We start from the raw sequence: 16,776 nt of genomic DNA on the forward strand, positions 1-16,776 counted from the left end.
AAGCATGCGACCACAGCATGACGCGGTGATGACAGCCGCTGAGGAGTACAACCATGTTTGAACTGGACCGTCATCTGGCTCAGCAGATCGTCGACCGGGCGATGGCCATCCTGCCCTACAACGTCAATGTGATGGACCGCCAGGGGGTGATCATCGGCAGCGGTGACGCCGAGCGCATCGACAGCCGGCACGAGGGCGCGCAACTGGTACTCGCCAATCAGCGGGTGGTGGCGCTCGACACGCAGGCCGCCGCCTGTCTCCAGGGTGTCAAACCAGGCATCAATCTGCCCCTGCTGCACGCCGGTCGACTGGTCGGTGTGCTGGGCATTACCGGTGAACCTGAGCAGGTGCGGCCGTTTGCCGAGTTGCTGCGCATGACCGCCGAGATGCTGGTCGAGCAGAGTGTGCTGCAGGCCGAACAGCATTGGCGCGGACAGCAGCAGGAGGCCTGGCTGGTCAACCTGCTGGAGCGCGGCTACCCGGTGGCCAGTCTGGCGGATGACGCCGAGCGGTTGCGTATGCGCTGGAAGTGGCCACTACAGGGCTGTCTGTTGTGTCTGGCAGCGGAAAGCGATCATCAGCATTCCCAGGGACAGCTGGTGACCCAGATGCGCTCCCGCCACCCGCACGACATCATCTTGCCGTTGGGGCTGCACGAGGTGCTCTGGCTGCGCAGCGGCAAGCCGCAAGCGCCCCGCCCCAGCTGGCTGGAGCAGGCCGATCAGCGCGACTGGCCGGTGGGTCGGATACTGCTGGCCGAGGCAGTTGAATCGCTGGCGGATCTGCGCGAGGCGACCGAAGCGCTAATCAACCTGCGTGACTATGTGCAGGAGATGCGGGTGTCCGAAAGGATGGTCAGTCTGGCGGAGTTCCGGCTGGCGGTGCTGCTACATCAGCAGCAGGGCAGCTGGACGGTGCAGCAGCTGTTGGCACCGATTCAGCCGCTGCGTCGGGCTGATGCAAACGGCCAGTTGATAGCCACCTTGCGCAGCTGGTTGCAGCACAACGGTCATGCGCAAGCCTGTGCCGCGCAGCTGCAGGTGCACCGCAATACCCTTCGCTATCGACTTGATCGCATCGCCGAGATTACTGGCCTGGAGCTGGATCGCATGAACGATCGGATGCTGTTGAGTATTGGGTTGGCGTTGTTTCCGGAGTAGCTGGGCGGCGGCTGCTGCTCCGTTGATGATCGTTCCCTCGCTCCTGCGTAGGAACGCCTGCATGGACGCTCTGCGTCCGGTTTGGTGTTGTCTTTCTTGCTGGGTTTTTGCCTGATAACTCGCTTTTCGCCTTTTACGGCGAGCCAAGGGGGGGCCGCTTGCCCGGCCCCCCTTAGCGATCCCCCCGGGCACCCGACTACGCGGCCCTTCGGGTTCGCTGCGTTGCTCGATTTATCGGGGAGTCATAAAACTCGTCGCTGCGCTCCTCAGACAGCCTATGACTCTTTTTCCCGATAAATCTGCGCTACTCGCCCGCGTAAACGGGACGAACCCCGGGTGCACACTCCACTATCCGAGTACTGATCGCTCCCACGCTCCTGCGTGGGAGCGCCTATCGGGACGCTCTGCGTCCGGTTTGCTCGCCTTGCGCCCTGGGGCCGCAAGCCAGAGCGGATCTGCCCATTTTTAGGCTCACCACCATTGGGCGAGCGAACAAGAATGCATTGCTAATTCCCGTCTATTGTTGTGCGTGCGCATAAGGCTTTTGTCCCGCAGGCTGGGTGACAATGGCCGTTGTCATCGCCGCCCATCGCGGCAAACACAATAAAAAGGAGTTCAGCATGGGTCTGGTACTGATTCTGGTCGCCCTGATTGCCTTTATCGTTCTGGCGACATCGCGCCTCAAGTTACACCCCTTTCTTGCCTTGCTGGCCGCTGCGCTGCTGGCGGGTTTCGCCTATCAGGTGCCGGCCATGGAGATCGTCAAAACGATCACCGGTGGTTTTGGCGGCATCCTTGGTTATATCGGCATTGTCATTGTGCTGGGTACCATCATCGGCGTAATTCTCGAGCGTAGCGGTGCCGCAATCACCATGGCGGAGACGGTGATCAAGCTGCTGGGGGAGCGCTTCCCGACGCTGACCATGTCGATCATCGGCTATCTGGTTTCGATCCCGGTGTTTTGTGATTCGGGCTACGTCATCCTCAACTCGCTAAAGAATGCCCTGGCGGCCCGCATGAAGGTCTCGGTGATCGCCATGAGTGTGGCGCTGGCGACCGGGCTCTATGCTTCCCATACCTTTGTGCCGCCGACCCCCGGCCCGATTGCCGCGGCGGGTAATCTGGGCCTGGAAAACAATCTCGGCCTGGTGATTCTGGTCGGTCTGGTGGTGTCGCTGGTGACAGCTTTTGCCGGCATGTGGTGGGCCAACCGGTTCATCGGCAAGGACATTCCGCTGGAAGACAATGGCGCCCACGTGATGGACGCTGAAGACTACGCCCAGATCCGTGCAAAATACGGTGTGTTGCCGAGCGCGACCAAGGCCTTTGCGCCGATCTTTCTGCCGATCGGCCTGATCTGTCTGGGCACCCTGGCCAATCTGCCGGCCAAACCGGTGGGCGAGGGCTTCGTCTACACTCTGCTGGCGTTCCTCGGCCAGCCGGTGGTGGCACTCGCGGTTGGCCTGGCTCTGGCCTGCACACTATTGCGCTCGGACAACAAACGTCAGGAGTTTCATGATCGCGTCGTTGAGGGCATTCATGCGGCCGCACCGATCCTGTTGATCACCGGTGCCGGCGGTGCCTTTGGCGCGATGCTCAAGGTGACGCCGCTGGGTGACTATCTGGGAGCGACCCTGTCGGCGCTCGGGATCGGTCTGTTTATGCCGTTTGTGGTCTCTGCCGCGCTGAAGTCGGCACAGGGCTCGACCACGGTGGCGCTGGTGACTACCTCGGCGCTGGTTGCACCGCTGCTGCCGGAGCTGGGTTTGGATAGCGAAATGGGCCGGGTGCTCTGCGTGATGGCCATTGGTGCCGGCGCGATGACCGTGTCCCACGCCAACGACAGCTTCTTCTGGGTCGTGACCCAGTTCAGTCGCATGAGCGTGGGCACCGCTTACCGTGCACAAACGCTCGGCACCCTGATGCAGGGAATTGCCGGGATCATTACTGTTTGGCTGCTGAGCCTGGTACTGCTCTGATGAAAGTGTTGATTGCCCCTGATTCCTTCAAGGAAAGCTTGAGCGCCCGTGCCGTCGCCGAAGCCATTGCGGCGGGTTGGGCGCGGGTCTATCCCGATGCCGAGCTGCGGCTCTGTCCGATGGCCGACGGCGGTGAAGGAACGGTGGACGCGGTCTTGGCTGCCACCGGGGGGGAGCGTCAACAGACCGAGGTTGCCGGTCCGCTGGGTGATCGGGTCGTCGCCACCTGGGGGTTGTTGCCTGGCCAGCGGGCAGTGATTGAGATGGCTGAGGCCAGCGGCCTGCATCGGGTCGAGCCAGCGCGACGCGATGTGCTGAGCGCGAGCAGCTTTGGCACCGGCGAGCTGATCCGCGCCGCGCTGGATGCGGGGGTACGGCGCATCGTGCTGGGCCTTGGAGGCAGCGCTACCAACGATGGCGGCGCCGGCCTGCTCGCCGCTCTTGGGGTGCGTTTTCTGGATCGCGCAGGACAGGAACTCACACCCGGTGGCGCGGCGCTGGCCAGCCTGAGCCAGATTGATCTGACCGGACTCGACACCCGGCTGGCCCAGGTCGAAGTGCTGGTTGCCGCCGACGTGGATAACCCGTTATGTGGGCCGCGTGGCGCTTCGGCGGTATTTGGCCCGCAGAAGGGCGCGAGCCCGGCGCAGGTTGAACAGCTGGATGCTGCGCTGGCGCATTACGCCGACGTGATGGCGGCAACCCTGGGTGAGGATCTGCGCGATCAGCCCGGTGTCGGCGCTGCCGGTGGTCTCGGCTTTGCCGCCCGCGCGGTGCTCAAGGCAGCGTTCCAGCCGGGGGTGCAGCTGGTTGCCGAGCTGGCCGGTCTGGTTGAGGCGTTGGAGGGTGCCGACCTGGTGATCACCGGCGAAGGCCGACTGGATGGCCAGAGCCTGCATGGCAAGACCCCGGTTGGTGTGGCGCGTCTGGCCAGGGCCGCCGGTGTGCCGGTGATTGCTCTGGCCGGCAGTCTTGGCGAGGGTTACCAGCGGCTCTACGCCGAGGGCATCGGTGCCGCCTTCAGTCTGGCTCCCGGCCCGTTGAGTCTGGAGCAGGCCATGGCCGAAGCCGGCCTGCAGCTCAGCGCCCGCGCCGCCGACCTGGCGCGGTTGTGGCAGATTGCCGGGCGGGCACCGAATGGATGAGTCTTAGCCTTCCGGCACGTAGATCATACGTCCGTCATCCAGCCGGTAGGTAACACCGGCGCGTGCGCCCTGACCTTCGCCCATTTCCCCGCTGGACTCGTACCGGGTCAGCTCCTGTCCGTCCTTGACGGTAATGCGCATATTGTCCTCCCCCGGATTTTCGACCACCACTACCCGCTCCTCGGAGAAGGGGTTGAGCGGATTCTGCGCGATCACCACCATCAGCATACCGATGATCACCAGAAACAGGTCGATCAGGTTGACCACCGAGAGCATCGGATCGTCGTCATCTTCGTCCAGAAAGCGCATCAGTTTGCCCCTTGGCGGCTACGCTGCTGCTCCAGCTGGCGCAGGTCTTCCAGCAGCCAGCGCCGGCGTACAGTAAGCATGAAGTAGCAGAGGCTGGCCGCCAGCAGGGCGAGGATCACTGCCGAGAAGGCCGCTACCATATTGCGACCGACCGCTTGCGCATCGTTGTTTCCCAAGGCCAGCAGCGCCGGGCCCATGGGAATCATGGTGGCGATCAGCCCGAGCATGGGCGCGGTACGGGAGACCACGTGCAGCCATTCCAGCCGGCGCATGATCCACAGCTCCAGATCATCGCTGGCTACCGGTGTGCCGTCCGGGTGGTTGGCCTGTCGGAAGAGTGCGGCGTGATGGCTACGTCGCTGGCGTTGCCAGGCCTCCACGGCAAAGGCGCCGAGGGTCACCAGAGCGTAGGCCAGGGCCAGGGCGATGAGCAACATGACCGGGGCCAGAAACAGGCGGGAAACGGCGTATAACAGGTGTTCAATGTCGTTGAAAAAGCTCATGTCAGTCAGTCTTGTCAGAGGTTGTAGGAAGTGCGTTGGCGGCGCGCTTGCTGCAGGGCGCCGCCACCGATCAACAGCAGCATGAGCGCCAGCGCCCAGTAGGCGGTGTAGTCCGGTTCGGATTCTTCGCCGACGGCTTCTAGCACCTGGCCCTGCACTGGCTGGGTCGCTGCGGGTTCGCTGGCGGCAGCGGGCTGCTCGGGCAGCTCGGGACGCGCTGCCGACGGCTCGCTGCTGGCTGGCGCCTCGAAGCCGGCGCCGCGCGCCAGCTCGGCGATAAAGGCGCTGGTTACCGGGTTACCGGGTGCTACGTCAAACTCGTCCTGCAGCTGCTGCCAGCGCTCGGCCAACTGCGCGCGGGTCTGCTCGGAGGCGTCCCAGTAGTCCTTGCGAATGGCCTCGGCCATGCGTTCCAGCATCTGTGCCTGGGCGGTGGGGTTGTGCTGCTCGAACCATTCTTGGGTGCCCAGCGCCTGACTGTCGTTGACGTAGGTGTCAAAGAGCGCCTGCCATTGATCGTCGCGCACGGTCGACGGGTCCACTGCCTGCCAGCCAAACAGATTGTTGGTGACCTTCAGCACTTCCAGCGTGCCGGCATAGCCCTCGGCTTGCATGCCTTCGATCCACTGCGGGTTGAGATAACGCACGCGCAGCTCATCGGCGAGGAAACGGTCCAGACCGGTGGTGCGGGTCTCGCTGCTGCGCAGGTCAGAGATCAGCAGTTGCGGCGCGGCGCCATCGAGGTGACGCACGGCAGCCGATAACCCGCCGAGAAACTCGAACGGGTGGTCGGTGGACAGCACGCCATGCAGGTTGGAGGAGCGTGACATGATGGCCGCCTGGGTGCCGCGCAGCTGCGATGCCAGCAAATTGGTGTTGCCATTGGCCTCGCCCCATTGCCGATTACCAAAGGCGTAGCCGTTGCTGGCGAGGAACTGCTCGGCCAGCACGGCATCGTCATCCCACTCGGTCGAGGCCATCGCCAGATCAGGCACGCCGGTACCGTATTCGCCGGGGGCGTTGCCAAAAATGCGGTAGCCGGCGGCTTCAGCGGCCTGTTCGGCGCTCATGCCCTGGGCCTGCAGCTCGGCGGCGATGCGGCGGTTGTTGGCGGCAATCGGGTTGCCGGGTTCATCCAGCTCGGCCAGCCGGGCGATGGCGTCGTCGAGCAGGCGCATAAAGTGGTCAAACTGGTCGCGGTAGACACCGGTGACCTGTACCACCACATCGCTGCGCGGGTGGCCCAGCTCGCTGGCCGGGATGATCTCCAGCGCGGTGACCCGGCCGCCGTTATCCCAGATCGGCCGCAGCCCCAGCGTGTGCAGCACCTGGGCTTCGGTCACGCCGAGGTGGCGGATGGCCTCTGATGACCAGAGGCTGAAGGCCAGCTTTTCGGGCCAGGCGCCCTCGTGTTCAGCGCGGAAGGCGTCGACCAGCTGCTGGTAGGCGATAGCGCCGCTGTCCCAGGCGGCGCGGGCGGGAATCTTGTCTGCCTCGAAGGCATAGAGATTGCGGCCGCTGGGCACATCCGGGTTGCGGATCGGGTCGCCGCCTGAGCCCGGCGCGACAAAGCGCCCGGCCAGCCCGGCCAGCAGCGCCTCATTCTCGCCGGTATTGCGCAATTGCCGGTCCAGCTGGCGCGCGCGTTCGGCAAAGGCGGCGACCTCGGGAGCCAGTTCAGCGCTCGCCTGTTCATCCAGCAGCTGTTCGACAGCGCGGTAGGCCGGGGTGGCGGTGAGCGCCTCGTGCTCGACTGCAAACAGCTCCAGCTGATCGGTGCCCAGTGTCGCATAGAAGGGCGCGCCCAACTGCTGCATCAGGGTAATCATGCGGTGTTCGGTGCTCGCCGGTTGACCGAAGGTATGCAGCCCGAGTGGCATGGCGGTGCGCGCCAGCTCGTGCAGATGATCGTGCAGGGCCTGCAGAAAGCCGTCGAAATCGGCGGTGGTTTGCTCCTCGCTCCAGCCCAGGTCCGCGTGCATGTTGGCTTCGATGGCGCTGGCGCGGATCTGCTCGCGCACGGTGTCCAGCACCTGACCTTCGTCCAGTTGCTGGTACTCGTGGATCAGGTGGTGCAGGTCGCGCATTTGGTCATACAGGCCGGCCGGGGCAAAGGGCGGGGTCTGGTGGCTGATGGTCACAGCGCGGCCGCGGCGCTTGGCCTGGATGGCTTCACCAACGTTGTCCTGAATGTAGGGATAGAAGATCGGCAGATCACCCGCCGCCAGCCAGGGATAGTCATCCGCTGCCAGGCCGCGGTCCTTGCCCGGCAGCCACTCCTGGGTGCCGTGGGTGCCCAGATGGATCAGCGCATCCGTGCCGGCCCGGGTTTGCAGATAGCGGTAGGCGGCCAGATAGCGGTGATCCGGGGTGCTGTCCTGGCTGTGATAGTTGCCGGGTTCTCCGCCACGCGGCATTTGCGGCATCAGCAGCAGGTGGCCCAGCTGCCAGGCCGGCAGGATAAATGCCGGTTCGCCGTTCACTTCACGCACGGCCGGGTGTTGCTCGGGCGGGCCTTGGGCGGGCAGGGCCTGCTGGCGCCGGGCGGGCAGGCTGTCCAGCCACGTTTGGTAGTCAGAGACCGGGTAGCTGACGGCCAGCCCGTCGGCCAGCAGCTGCTCGGGGGTGACACTGCCGTACAGGGCGCCGAGCAGGCGCTGGGCATGCTCGATCACCTGTTGCTCGCTGACTGGCTCGCCTACCTGATACCCCTCGGCCTGCAGCGCCTGCTGGATCGAGACGATGCTGCGTGGCACGTTGAGGTTGGAGGCGCCGAGGTTCTTCTCCCCGGACGGGTAGTTCCAGAACAGCAGTGCCAGCCGTTTGTCCGCTGCTGGGGTGTGGCGCAGGGCAACCAGCCGCTGCAGTTTGGCGATCAGTGCGTCGGCCTGCGCGGGCAACAGGTCGTCGACACCGTCGGTGGTCGCCGACAGCACCAGCGGGTCGCTGACGCCCCAGCCCTCGGGGCCAGCCAGAAAGACCGCGGTGGTGCGTGCGGCGACACCGCTGACCGCATCAGGCCAGTCGGCTGCTTCGCCCTCGCGAAAACGCAGGGTCTGGATGACTGGCACGTCGAGGGCGAGAAAGTCGGCGCTGCGCGCCGAGCCGTTCTGCATGTGGGTCAGGTTGACCAGTGCGTCTATCGACTGGCCGGCGAACAACGAGGTGAGACCGCCCTCGGCGTTGCCGTCGAACCAGAACATGACCGGCTGCAGGCCGGCGGCCTCGCTGCGGGCGATCAGTTGGTCCAGCTCGCGGGTCAGCATATCTCCGACCATGCCCGAGTGGATCAGGTAAGCGATGCGTCCCTTGGCATTGGGAAGCCGCTGATCAGCCCAGTCAAGATAGTCGGCCAGGGCGCTGAACAGCTCGGGTGCCTGCGGGTGATAAAACCCGGTAGACGGCAGCTGCTCGGGCGGGGCAAGTAACTCAGGCGTGACCGGCGCGCCGCGTTGAATGGCGGCAGCCAGGGCAAAGAAGCGGGTGTAGTTGGACTCGCCGCCGGCGGCATAGAGCGCCACCAGCGGGCCAGCCACTCTGGGTGGTAGCTGCTCCCAGAGTGGGCGGCCACCGCCGATGGTCAGCTGTGGCGGCAGGTCTTGCCGTGCTTCAAGTGCCCGACTGACTTGTGCACGGTCACTGGGGCGAGGCACGTCCAACACCACCAGCGCACTGTTCTCCAGCGCCTGTTGCAGCGCCTCGCTGTCTGCACTCTCGACGTTCAGGTGCTGCAGCGCGACATCGCGCTGCGCCGCCAGAGGTTGCAGCAGTTGGAATTTCTCGCTGGAGACAAAGCTGTTGTGCAACACCAGCACGCTGGCGCCCTGTGTTTGTGCTTGCGCCATGCCCGCCACCAGCAACCACAGCAGCGCGCAGAGGCTGCGGCGGATTGGGTAGTCGCCGCGCATCAGAAGCTGACCGTCAGGCCGGCGAAGTAACGGCGGCCGCTGTCGACGCGGTCATAGTCGTCCGGGTCGTCGTTGGCCAGCCGCTCATCGCCGATGTTTTCGATACCGGTGTGCAGGCTCAGGTTGCGGGTGACGGCGTAGTCCAGATACCAGTTCACCAAGGTATAGCCGGGGCTGTCCGGCTCACTGGCCGAGCGGAATTGCGAGCTGTGGTATTGGGCCTGTAGTCGGGTGCCGATTGTCGGCGTCAGGTCCCAATCCAGGCTGGCGTTGGCGCGGTGGCGGGAACGGTCAGCCAGACGCTCACCGGTGACCCGGTTTTCGGCGTCCAGATAGGTGTAGTTGGCGCTCAGGCTAAGTGGGTCGAGCAAGCTGACGCGGCCGCTCAACTCCAGACCCTGCAGGCGCGCTTCGGCGATGTTGTCGTACTCCAGGCAGACGCGGCCCGGTACGTCGCAGGTGGGCAGACGGATGGTTTCGATCAGGTTGTCGACGTCGTTGCGGAACAGGGTGGCGGCAAGCATCCAGCGGCCCTGGTCCAGCTCGGCGCCCAGCTCAAAGGACTGGTTGGTTTCCGGCTCCAGCTCGGGGTTGCCGCGGATGATGCCGCGCCCACCCATGGCCGCGCGCGACTCGTACTCGGGTGAAAGCTGCTTCAGGGTCGGGGCCTTGAAGCCGTGACCCACGCCGGCGCGCAGGGTCAGGGCATCGCTGGGGTGGAACATCAGATAGCCGCGCGGGCTGGTTTCCCAGCCGAAGTCCTCGTGGCGGTCGACGCGTGCGCCCAGCACCAGCTCCCATTGTTCGTTGAACCAGATTTCATTCTGCGCGAAGGCGGCGTAGTGGTCCTGCTCGGCCTTGCCACCCCGGTTGACGGTCGGGTCTTCCAGTTCTTCGCGGCGGGTTTCTGCCCCGAAGGTCAGCAACTGGTGCTCGCCCAGCGGAAGACCGATGCGCCCATCCAGCACGGTGTCGGTGAAGGTGTTCGGGCCGCTGGCGTCGGCGCCATCGCTGCGATAGGCCTTGCGTTCCAGTTCCGCCCGGTACAGCCGCAGCTGGCTGTCACCCCAGCTCCAGTCAGCCTTGTGCGCCAGCGAGTAGCGGCGGCGGTCGACGTCGTAGTGGGTTTTGTATAGCGGGCTGGCGCTGGAGCTGCGGTCGCCGTCCTGCTCTTCGTTGCCGGCGTCGACCGAAAGGTCGATGCGCTGGTTGTCCAGCGGCGTCCAGCTCAGGCCGAGGTGACCGCTGCGCGCGTCCTGCTCGTCGAGCTGGCTGAGCGTCGGGTTGGCGGCGTCATGCAGGGCGTCGCGCTGGCGGAATTCGCCCCACAGGTTCAGCCCCAGCTTGCCATCGACCAGCGGCCCGCCCAGATAGAAACCGGTCTTGCGCTGGTCGCCGTCCAGGCTACTGTCGCTGAAGGTGGCGTTGCTGCTGAGCGAGCCCTGCCACTCATCGGTGGCGGCGCGGGTGATCACGTTGACCACGCCGCCAAGGGCTTCGGAGCCGTACAGCGAGGACATGGGCCCACGCACGATCTCGACTCGTTCGATGGCTTCGGTGGGCACCCAGCCCAGCTCGAAATCCGAGTGGGCGATACCCGAGGCTGAGGCGCTGATGCGCTGGCCGTCGACCAGCATCAGGGTTTGCTCGGAATTCATACCGCGGATGGATACGCCGCGGCGCCCGAGCCCGAGGTCTTCCAGATCGACACCGACGGTATTGCGCACCGCGTCGGCCAGGTCATTGACCGGCCTGCTGCGCAGGTCATCGCCGGCAACCACACTGACACTGGCCGGCGCATCGGCGGTGCTGCGCTCGGTGGTGGTGGCGGTGACCACCAGGGTGGGCAAAGCCGTTGAGTTGGTGTTTGCGAGGTTGTTTGCCGAGGCGCTGCTCCCCAGCAGCGCAAGCGCGAACAGACCGCAACTGGCGGCCCCTGAACGGTTTTCCATGTTTGTTCCTTGCTGTTTGATTTCTGGCCAACGCAGATGCGTGTGGCTGGAGAGGTGTCTGCAGAATATTTTTTGTCGTTATAACATAACAAATAAATCAAAGTCAGTGGCTTAAATAAACCGGCTATGATGACGTCACGCGCAATCAGTCTGGTTTGTGGCAGCTGCGCCGGGCAGTATTGTTACGAATGCTGGGGAACAGGAGCGCGGCAATGGAGCAGGGCGGCAAGCTGGTTAACTGGAACGATGTCAAAGGCTTTGGCTTTATCCAGCCGGATGACGGCAGTGAACGGGTGTTTGCCCATATTTCGGTCATGCGTGGTGATGCCCGTCCAGCCACCGGCATGGTGGTGCGCTTTGTTGCTATCGCCGACGAACAGGGGCGCCGACGGGCCGAGCACATGCGCGGTGAGGGGCTGGCGCTGGACCGTCCGGCCATTCGTCGCAAGCCGCGCGAGCGTAGCGCGCCGACGCCGACGCCGACGCGCGGGTCCGCGCGCCGTACCGGACGGCACCGTCATCGGGTACACAATCGGGGTGCCAAGTTGGTGGTGCTGGCGCTGCTCTGCGTGCTGCCGCTGGTCGGCAGTCTGCAACTCTGGCTGGACCAGGGGCAGCCCTGGTGGCTGCTGGCGTACGGGGTGATCAGCGTTATCAGCTTTGTTCAGTACTGGCTCGATAAACGCAGCGCCGAGACAGGGCGTTGGCGCACGCCGGAGAATACCCTGCAGATAACCGCACTGTTGGGCGGCTGGCCGGGCGCGCTGGTGGCCCAGCAGTTGTTTCGCCACAAGACCCGCAAGGTGTCCTTTCAGGTGCTGTTCTGGCTGATTGTTGCCGTGCACCAGCTGGTCTGGCTCGACCGACTGGTGCTGGACAGCAGCCTGCTGGGCGGGCTGCTGCCAACCTGAGCAGCACCCGCACGACCGGCCTGGCGGTTAGAACGTCAGGTTGGCTGACAGCCAGAGCCGGCGTCCTTCCTCCAGCACACCGGTAGTCGATCGACCGCTGACAATGTAGTCGCTGCCAAAGGCGGTGCCGTCCACGGCGCCAGCGTTGGTGTAGGTGGTGTAGGTCTGGCCCTTGAGGAAGTCCTTGTCGAACAGGTTGTAGATGCTTGCGTTCAGGGTCAGGTTGTCGGTTGCCTGGAACGAGCCACCCAGATGGAACAGGGTGTAGGCCTTGGTCTTCGCACCCAATGCGTCGTACAGCGACTGGTTGCTGGAATAGCTGCCGTTGCCGTTGGCCAGGTTGGCATAGCTGGACGAGAAACGCGCACGCTCGCCGCGATACTCGCCGCGTAGCCACAGGTTCAGGCGGCTGTTGGTCTGCCAGTCGAGCTTGGCGTTGGCCAGATGCTCCGGTGTGTTGGTCAGCGGCTGACCCTTGTCCGCGCCACTTTTTTGCTCGCTGTCGGTATACGTGTAATTGCCGCTCAGCGTCCAGGCGGGAATGAATTCCCAGCGGGCTGCCAGCTCCAGACCGCGAGTGACCGCCTCGTCGATATTCACCAGCTGTGAGCAGGTGCCACCCGCGTTACCGGCGCACAGCGGATCGGCAACCGGGTTACCGCTGGCGATCTTGTCCTCAAACTCGTTGTGGAACACCGTGGCATTGGCACTGAGGCCGTCGTAGCTGTCGTAGTACACGCCAAACTCGGTGCTGGTGGTGGTTTCCGGGTCCAGGTCCGGGTTGCCGATGGTGACCACGGTGCCCTGACCACTGATACCGTTGATGCCGTCGTGCAGTTCGTTCAGGTCCGGGGTACGGTAGCCGCGGCTGACACCACCCTTGATAGTCCAGCTGTCAGCGGCGTTCCAGACTAGGTAGGCGCGCGGGCTGATATGGCCGCCAAAGGCATCGTGATCGTCATAGCGGGCACCCAGGGTCAGTGCCAGGTCGTCGCGTAGCATCCATTCGTCTTCGGCAAACAGCGCCCAGGTTTTCTGCTCGAAGTCCTCGGTCGCAATGCCATCGGTCATCTCGGCTTTCCACCATTGCGCACCCACGGTGGTCATGTGGTTATCGCCGACCGGCGCGACCAGCTTGGTATCAAATATTAGGTTGGTGGTTTCCAGCTCGCGATCGTCACCGGCCAGGCTGCCGGGAATACCGGAGGGGCTGCCGATAGGGTCGCCGGGCAGGGTGCGGCCAATGGTTTCGGTCTGGTTGCGCATCAGGCTGGAATCCAGCGTGCCAACGCCCAGACGGGCGGTGTGCGTCAGCGCAATCTGCTCGCGCTCAAAGCGCAGTTCGTCGGCATAGCCGTTGGCCGCAGTAGTCGGCACGGTGCAGGCGCGGTTGAGGCCATCCAGTGTGCCCAACTGGCATTCGTCGTTGTTGTAGCGCTGGCGGCCACGCTCGAAGTCCAGGCTGAAGTCGTGGTTCTCGTGAGGCGTCAGGGTCAGGCGTGCGCCCAGGGTATGGTTGCGGCCATCGACCGGGGACGGGCCGCGCTTGCTCACATCGCTGCCGTCGCCGAAGCTGAGATCCGACTCTTGGCGGTCAAACACACTGGCGCGCAGCTGCAGGCCAAGCAGGTCTTCCACCAGCGGGCCGCTGGTGTACAGGCTGGCATTGCTGGTGGCGCCGTAATCGCTGTTTTCCTGGAAGGTGTGGTCCAGAGTCAGGGAGCCGGTCCACTCGTCAGCGACCTTGCGGGTAATGATGTTGATCACGCCGCCCATGGCATCCGAGCCGTACAGGGTCGACATCGGGCCGCGAATGACTTCGATGCGCTCGATGGCCGACAGCGGCGGCATGAAGCTGGTCGAGGTTTCGTTGAAGCCGTTTGGTGTGACATTGCCGGCGGCATTCTGACGGCGGCCGTCGATCAGAACCAGGGTGTACTCGCTGGGCATGCCGCGAATGCTGATGTTGAGGCCGCCGGTTTTGCCGGTGCCCTGGCCGATGTCGATGCCTTCGACGTCACCCAGCGCATGGGCCAGGCTGTTGTAGCGCTTCTGCTGTAGGTCTTGCTGGCTGATGACGCTGATGCTGGCGGGGGCATTGGTGAGCTTTTGCTCAAAGCCCGAGGCGGTCACGACCAGGTTGTCGAGAGTAACCACTTCGTCGGCTTGCAGAGAGGGTGCCGAGGCGACCAGGGCAACAGCGCTGGCCAGCAGTGTGCGGCGGCGGAAGGGAAACATACACGATCTCCATCGGAAAATATCCATGGATGATAATCATTTGCAAATGAGATTGTGTCGTGCAGAGTGTGTCCAAGTGTGTACGTATCCTGCCGGCCCCGTAGTTAAGGACCTGGACGGGTGTGTAAATTCTGTAAAGGCGACGGGCAAACGTGCCTTCATGGCAGGTCTGCACTGCGAATACATCAGTGGGAAGTAATCAGGCGGCGCGCCCGCCAATCACCGGCAGTGGTTGGCGGCCGGTCGGATCAGACCAGCACGCCCTGACTGCGCAGGTAATCGTCGTAGCTGCCGGAGAAGTCGGTCACGCCATTTTCCGACAGCTCGATGATGCGAGTGGCCAGCGAGCTGACGAACTCACGGTCGTGGCTGACGAAGACCAGCGTGCCCGGGTAGTTCTCTAGGGCCAGGTTGAGTGCTTCGATCGATTCCATGTCGAGGTGGTTGGTCGGTTCGTCCATCAACATGACGTTGGCCTTGCCGAGGATCAGCTTGCCGAACAGCATGCGGCCCTGTTCACCCCCGGAAATCACCTTCACCGATTTGCCGATTTCGTCGTTGGAGAACAGCATGCGGCCGAGGGTGCCGCGCACCAGCTGCTCACCGCCCTGGGTCCACTGCGCCATCCACTCGAACAGGGTGCAGTCGTCCTTGAAGTCGTCGGCGTGGTCCTGTGCGAAGTAGCCGATGTCGGCGCTTTCGGCCCACTTCACTTCACCGGCCATTGGCGGCATTTCACCGACCAGGGTACGCAGTAAGGTGGTCTTGCCGATCCCGTTGGGGCCGATAATGGCCACGCGCTCGCCCGCTTCGATCTGCAGGTTCAGACCCTTGAACAGCACTTCGCCGTCGTAGCCCTGGCTGACGTTCTGCAGGGTTACCGCCTGACGGTGCAGTTTCTTGAACTGCTCGAAGCGGATAAACGGGCTGACGCGGCTGGACGGTTTGACTTCCTCCAGCTGGATTTTGTCGATCTGCTTGGCGCGACTGGTTGCCTGCTTGGCCTTGGAGGCGTTGGCCGAAAAGCGGCTGACGAAGGTCTGCAGCTCGGCGATCTGGGCTTTCTTCTTGGCGTTGTCCGACAGCAGACGCTCGCGCGCCTGGGTGGCGGCGGTCATGTACTCGTCGTAGTTGCCGGGGAACAGGCGCAGCTCGCCGTAATCCAGGTCAGCCATGTGGGTGCAGACCGAGTTCAGGAAGTGACGGTCGTGGGAAATGATGATCATGGTGCTGCTGCGCGCCGTGAGAATGCTTTCCAGCCAGCGGATGGTGTTGATATCCAAGTGGTTGGTTGGCTCGTCGAGTAGCAGCACGTCCGGATCGGAGAACAGCGCCTGCGCCAACAGTACGCGGAGCTTCCAGCCGGGGGCGACTTCGCTCATCGGGCCAAAGTGCTGCTCCAGCGGAATACCCAGGCCGAGCAGCAGTTCACCCGCGCGAGATTCGGCGGTGTAGCCGTCCATTTCTGCGAACTCACCTTCCAGTTCGCCGACTTTCATCCCGTCTTCTTCGCTCATTTCCGGCAGCGAGTAGATGCGGTCGCGCTCGGCCTTGACCTTCCACAGTTCCTCGTGACCCATGATCACGGTATCGATCACGCTGAACTCTTCGTAAGCAAACTGGTTCTGGCGCAACTTACCCAGGCGCACGTTCTGCTCCAGCATGACCTGGCCGCCGGACGGCTCCAGCTCGCCGCCGAGGATCTTCATGAAGGTCGACTTGCCGCAGCCGTTGGCGCCGATCAGGCCGTAGCGGTTGCCGTTGCCAAATTTGACGGAGACGTTTTCGAACAGCGGCTTGGGGCCAAACTGCATGGTGATGTTGGCGGTGGAGATCACGGAAAAATCCTGGCTGAGCAAATGAGCGGACGAAAAGGACAGCCGCGAGGGGCGGCGCAAAGCCGCGCATTGTAGCGGTTGCGTCGACGCGGCGACAGGGCCGCGCCGACCGAAGGTCCGGCTCAGCCCGGCCGCTGCATGCGGAACAGGGCGCCCGGCTCGATGCGGAAATAGTCAGCCGGGCCGCCGCCGCGCAGGATCGGTTCGGCAGCGGCGGTCTGGTAGACGCCGTCGACCAGCAGGCGTCGGTCGATATGTACACCAATGACTTCACCGAGTACCAACCAGGTATTTACCGCATCCCCTGCGGCGCTCTGCAGCTGGATGATCTGGGTCTTGCGGCACTCAAAGGAGACCGGACTTTCGGCTACCCGGGGTACCTCGATCAGGTTTGACGGCGCTGGCGTGAGGCCGGCCAGGGCAAACTCGTCAACCTCCGGTGCGACCGCGGCGCAGCTTTGGTTCATCGCCTCGGCCAGCGGCAAGGTGGCCAGATTCCAGACAAACTCGCCGGTCTGCTCGATATTGCTCAGACTGTCCTTGTGGCCAATGCTGGCAAAGCCGATGATCGGCGGTATGTAGTTGAATGCGTTGAAGAAACTGTATGGCGCCAGATTGAGAATGCCGTCGGCGCTGCGGCTGCTGATCCAGCCGATCGGCCGGGGGCCGACGATGGCATTGAACGGATCGTGGGCCAGCCCGTGGCCCTGCGCGGGTTCATAGTAGTAGCTGTCGTCCTGCATGCTGTTCCCATCCGGTTGCGTGATTGGCTGCTCTCCATTGCAGCGCGCCGAAGCGGCGCGCGCAAGGGGCGAGGGAGACACGGCTCAATG

At 63.9% G+C, this 16,776-nt stretch carries 11 protein-coding genes; 4 read left to right on the forward strand and 7 right to left on the reverse strand.

The features are described 5' to 3' along the window. Window positions 1-53 precede the first annotated feature (53 nt). The 3 genes from ACKPCU_RS02790 (at window position 54) to ACKPCU_RS02800 (ending at window position 4,284) form a co-directional block, all read left to right on the forward strand. Window positions 54-1,160, forward strand: coding sequence for a sugar diacid recognition domain-containing protein (locus tag ACKPCU_RS02790; RefSeq protein WP_321349728.1), 1,107 nt, complete (start codon window positions 54-56; stop codon window positions 1,158-1,160). Between the two features lie 620 nt (window positions 1,161-1,780). Beyond that, window positions 1,781-3,139 carry a GntP family permease gene (locus tag ACKPCU_RS02795; RefSeq protein WP_321349730.1) on the forward strand — a complete coding sequence of 453 codons (1,359 nt, stop codon included), beginning with the start codon at window positions 1,781-1,783 and terminating at the stop codon, window positions 3,137-3,139. Beyond that, complete coding sequence (locus ACKPCU_RS02800) at window positions 3,139-4,284, forward strand: glycerate kinase (RefSeq protein ID WP_321349732.1); 1,146 nt, start codon at window positions 3,139-3,141, stop codon at window positions 4,282-4,284. Before ACKPCU_RS02795 ends, ACKPCU_RS02800 begins: the two co-directional genes overlap by 1 nt. 3 nt (window positions 4,285-4,287) lie before the next feature. Here the strand turns inward: ACKPCU_RS02800 and ACKPCU_RS02805 are convergent, their stop codons facing one another. Genes ACKPCU_RS02805 through ACKPCU_RS02820 form a run of 4 tightly spaced genes read right to left on the reverse strand, consistent with a single transcriptional unit; the run spans window position 4,288 to window position 10,956 of the window. Continuing rightward, a complete protein-coding gene (locus ACKPCU_RS02805; protein ID WP_104736667.1) occupies window positions 4,288-4,593 on the reverse strand; it encodes a DUF2149 domain-containing protein in 306 nt (101 codons plus the stop codon). After that, window positions 4,593-5,096, reverse strand: coding sequence for a MotA/TolQ/ExbB proton channel family protein (locus ACKPCU_RS02810; protein ID WP_321349735.1), 504 nt, complete (start codon window positions 5,094-5,096; stop codon window positions 4,593-4,595). The genes ACKPCU_RS02805 and ACKPCU_RS02810 overlap by 1 nt, the downstream gene beginning before the upstream one ends. 14 nt (window positions 5,097-5,110) lie before the next feature. Then, on the reverse strand, window positions 5,111-9,004 hold the full coding sequence (cobN, locus tag ACKPCU_RS02815; protein WP_321349736.1) for a cobaltochelatase subunit CobN: 3,894 nt from the start codon (window positions 9,002-9,004) through the stop codon (window positions 5,111-5,113). Then, window positions 9,004-10,956, reverse strand: coding sequence for a TonB-dependent receptor domain-containing protein (locus ACKPCU_RS02820; protein ID WP_321349738.1), 1,953 nt, complete (start codon window positions 10,954-10,956; stop codon window positions 9,004-9,006). The genes cobN and ACKPCU_RS02820 overlap by 1 nt, the downstream gene beginning before the upstream one ends. 212 nt (window positions 10,957-11,168) lie before the next feature. Here ACKPCU_RS02820 and ACKPCU_RS02825 point away from each other — a divergent pair, with 212 nt between their 5' ends. Next, entirely contained in the window at window positions 11,169-11,867 is a 699-nt protein-coding gene (locus tag ACKPCU_RS02825; protein ID WP_321349740.1) for a DUF1294 domain-containing protein, read from the forward strand. Window positions 11,868-11,894: 27 nt separating this feature from the next. Here the strand turns inward: ACKPCU_RS02825 and ACKPCU_RS02830 are convergent, their stop codons facing one another. From ACKPCU_RS02830 to ACKPCU_RS02840, 3 genes are all read right to left on the reverse strand, one after another. After that, window positions 11,895-14,105: a TonB-dependent receptor domain-containing protein gene (locus ACKPCU_RS02830; RefSeq protein ID WP_321349743.1), complete on the reverse strand. Its 2,211-nt coding sequence runs from the start codon at window positions 14,103-14,105 to the stop codon at window positions 11,895-11,897. A gap of 248 nt (window positions 14,106-14,353) precedes the next feature. Beyond that, window positions 14,354-15,943, reverse strand: a complete 1,590-nt coding sequence (locus tag ACKPCU_RS02835; RefSeq protein WP_321349745.1) for an ABC-F family ATPase — start codon at window positions 15,941-15,943, stop codon at window positions 14,354-14,356. A gap of 122 nt (window positions 15,944-16,065) precedes the next feature. Further along, window positions 16,066-16,686, reverse strand: a complete 621-nt coding sequence (locus tag ACKPCU_RS02840) for a flavin reductase family protein (protein WP_321349747.1) — start codon at window positions 16,684-16,686, stop codon at window positions 16,066-16,068. Between the last annotated feature and the right edge of the window lie 90 nt (window positions 16,687-16,776).

The sequence above is a fragment of the Halopseudomonas oceani genome (genome assembly GCF_963677335.1).
In the GTDB taxonomy this organism is placed as follows: Bacteria; Pseudomonadota; Gammaproteobacteria; order Pseudomonadales; family Pseudomonadaceae; genus Halopseudomonas; species Halopseudomonas oceani.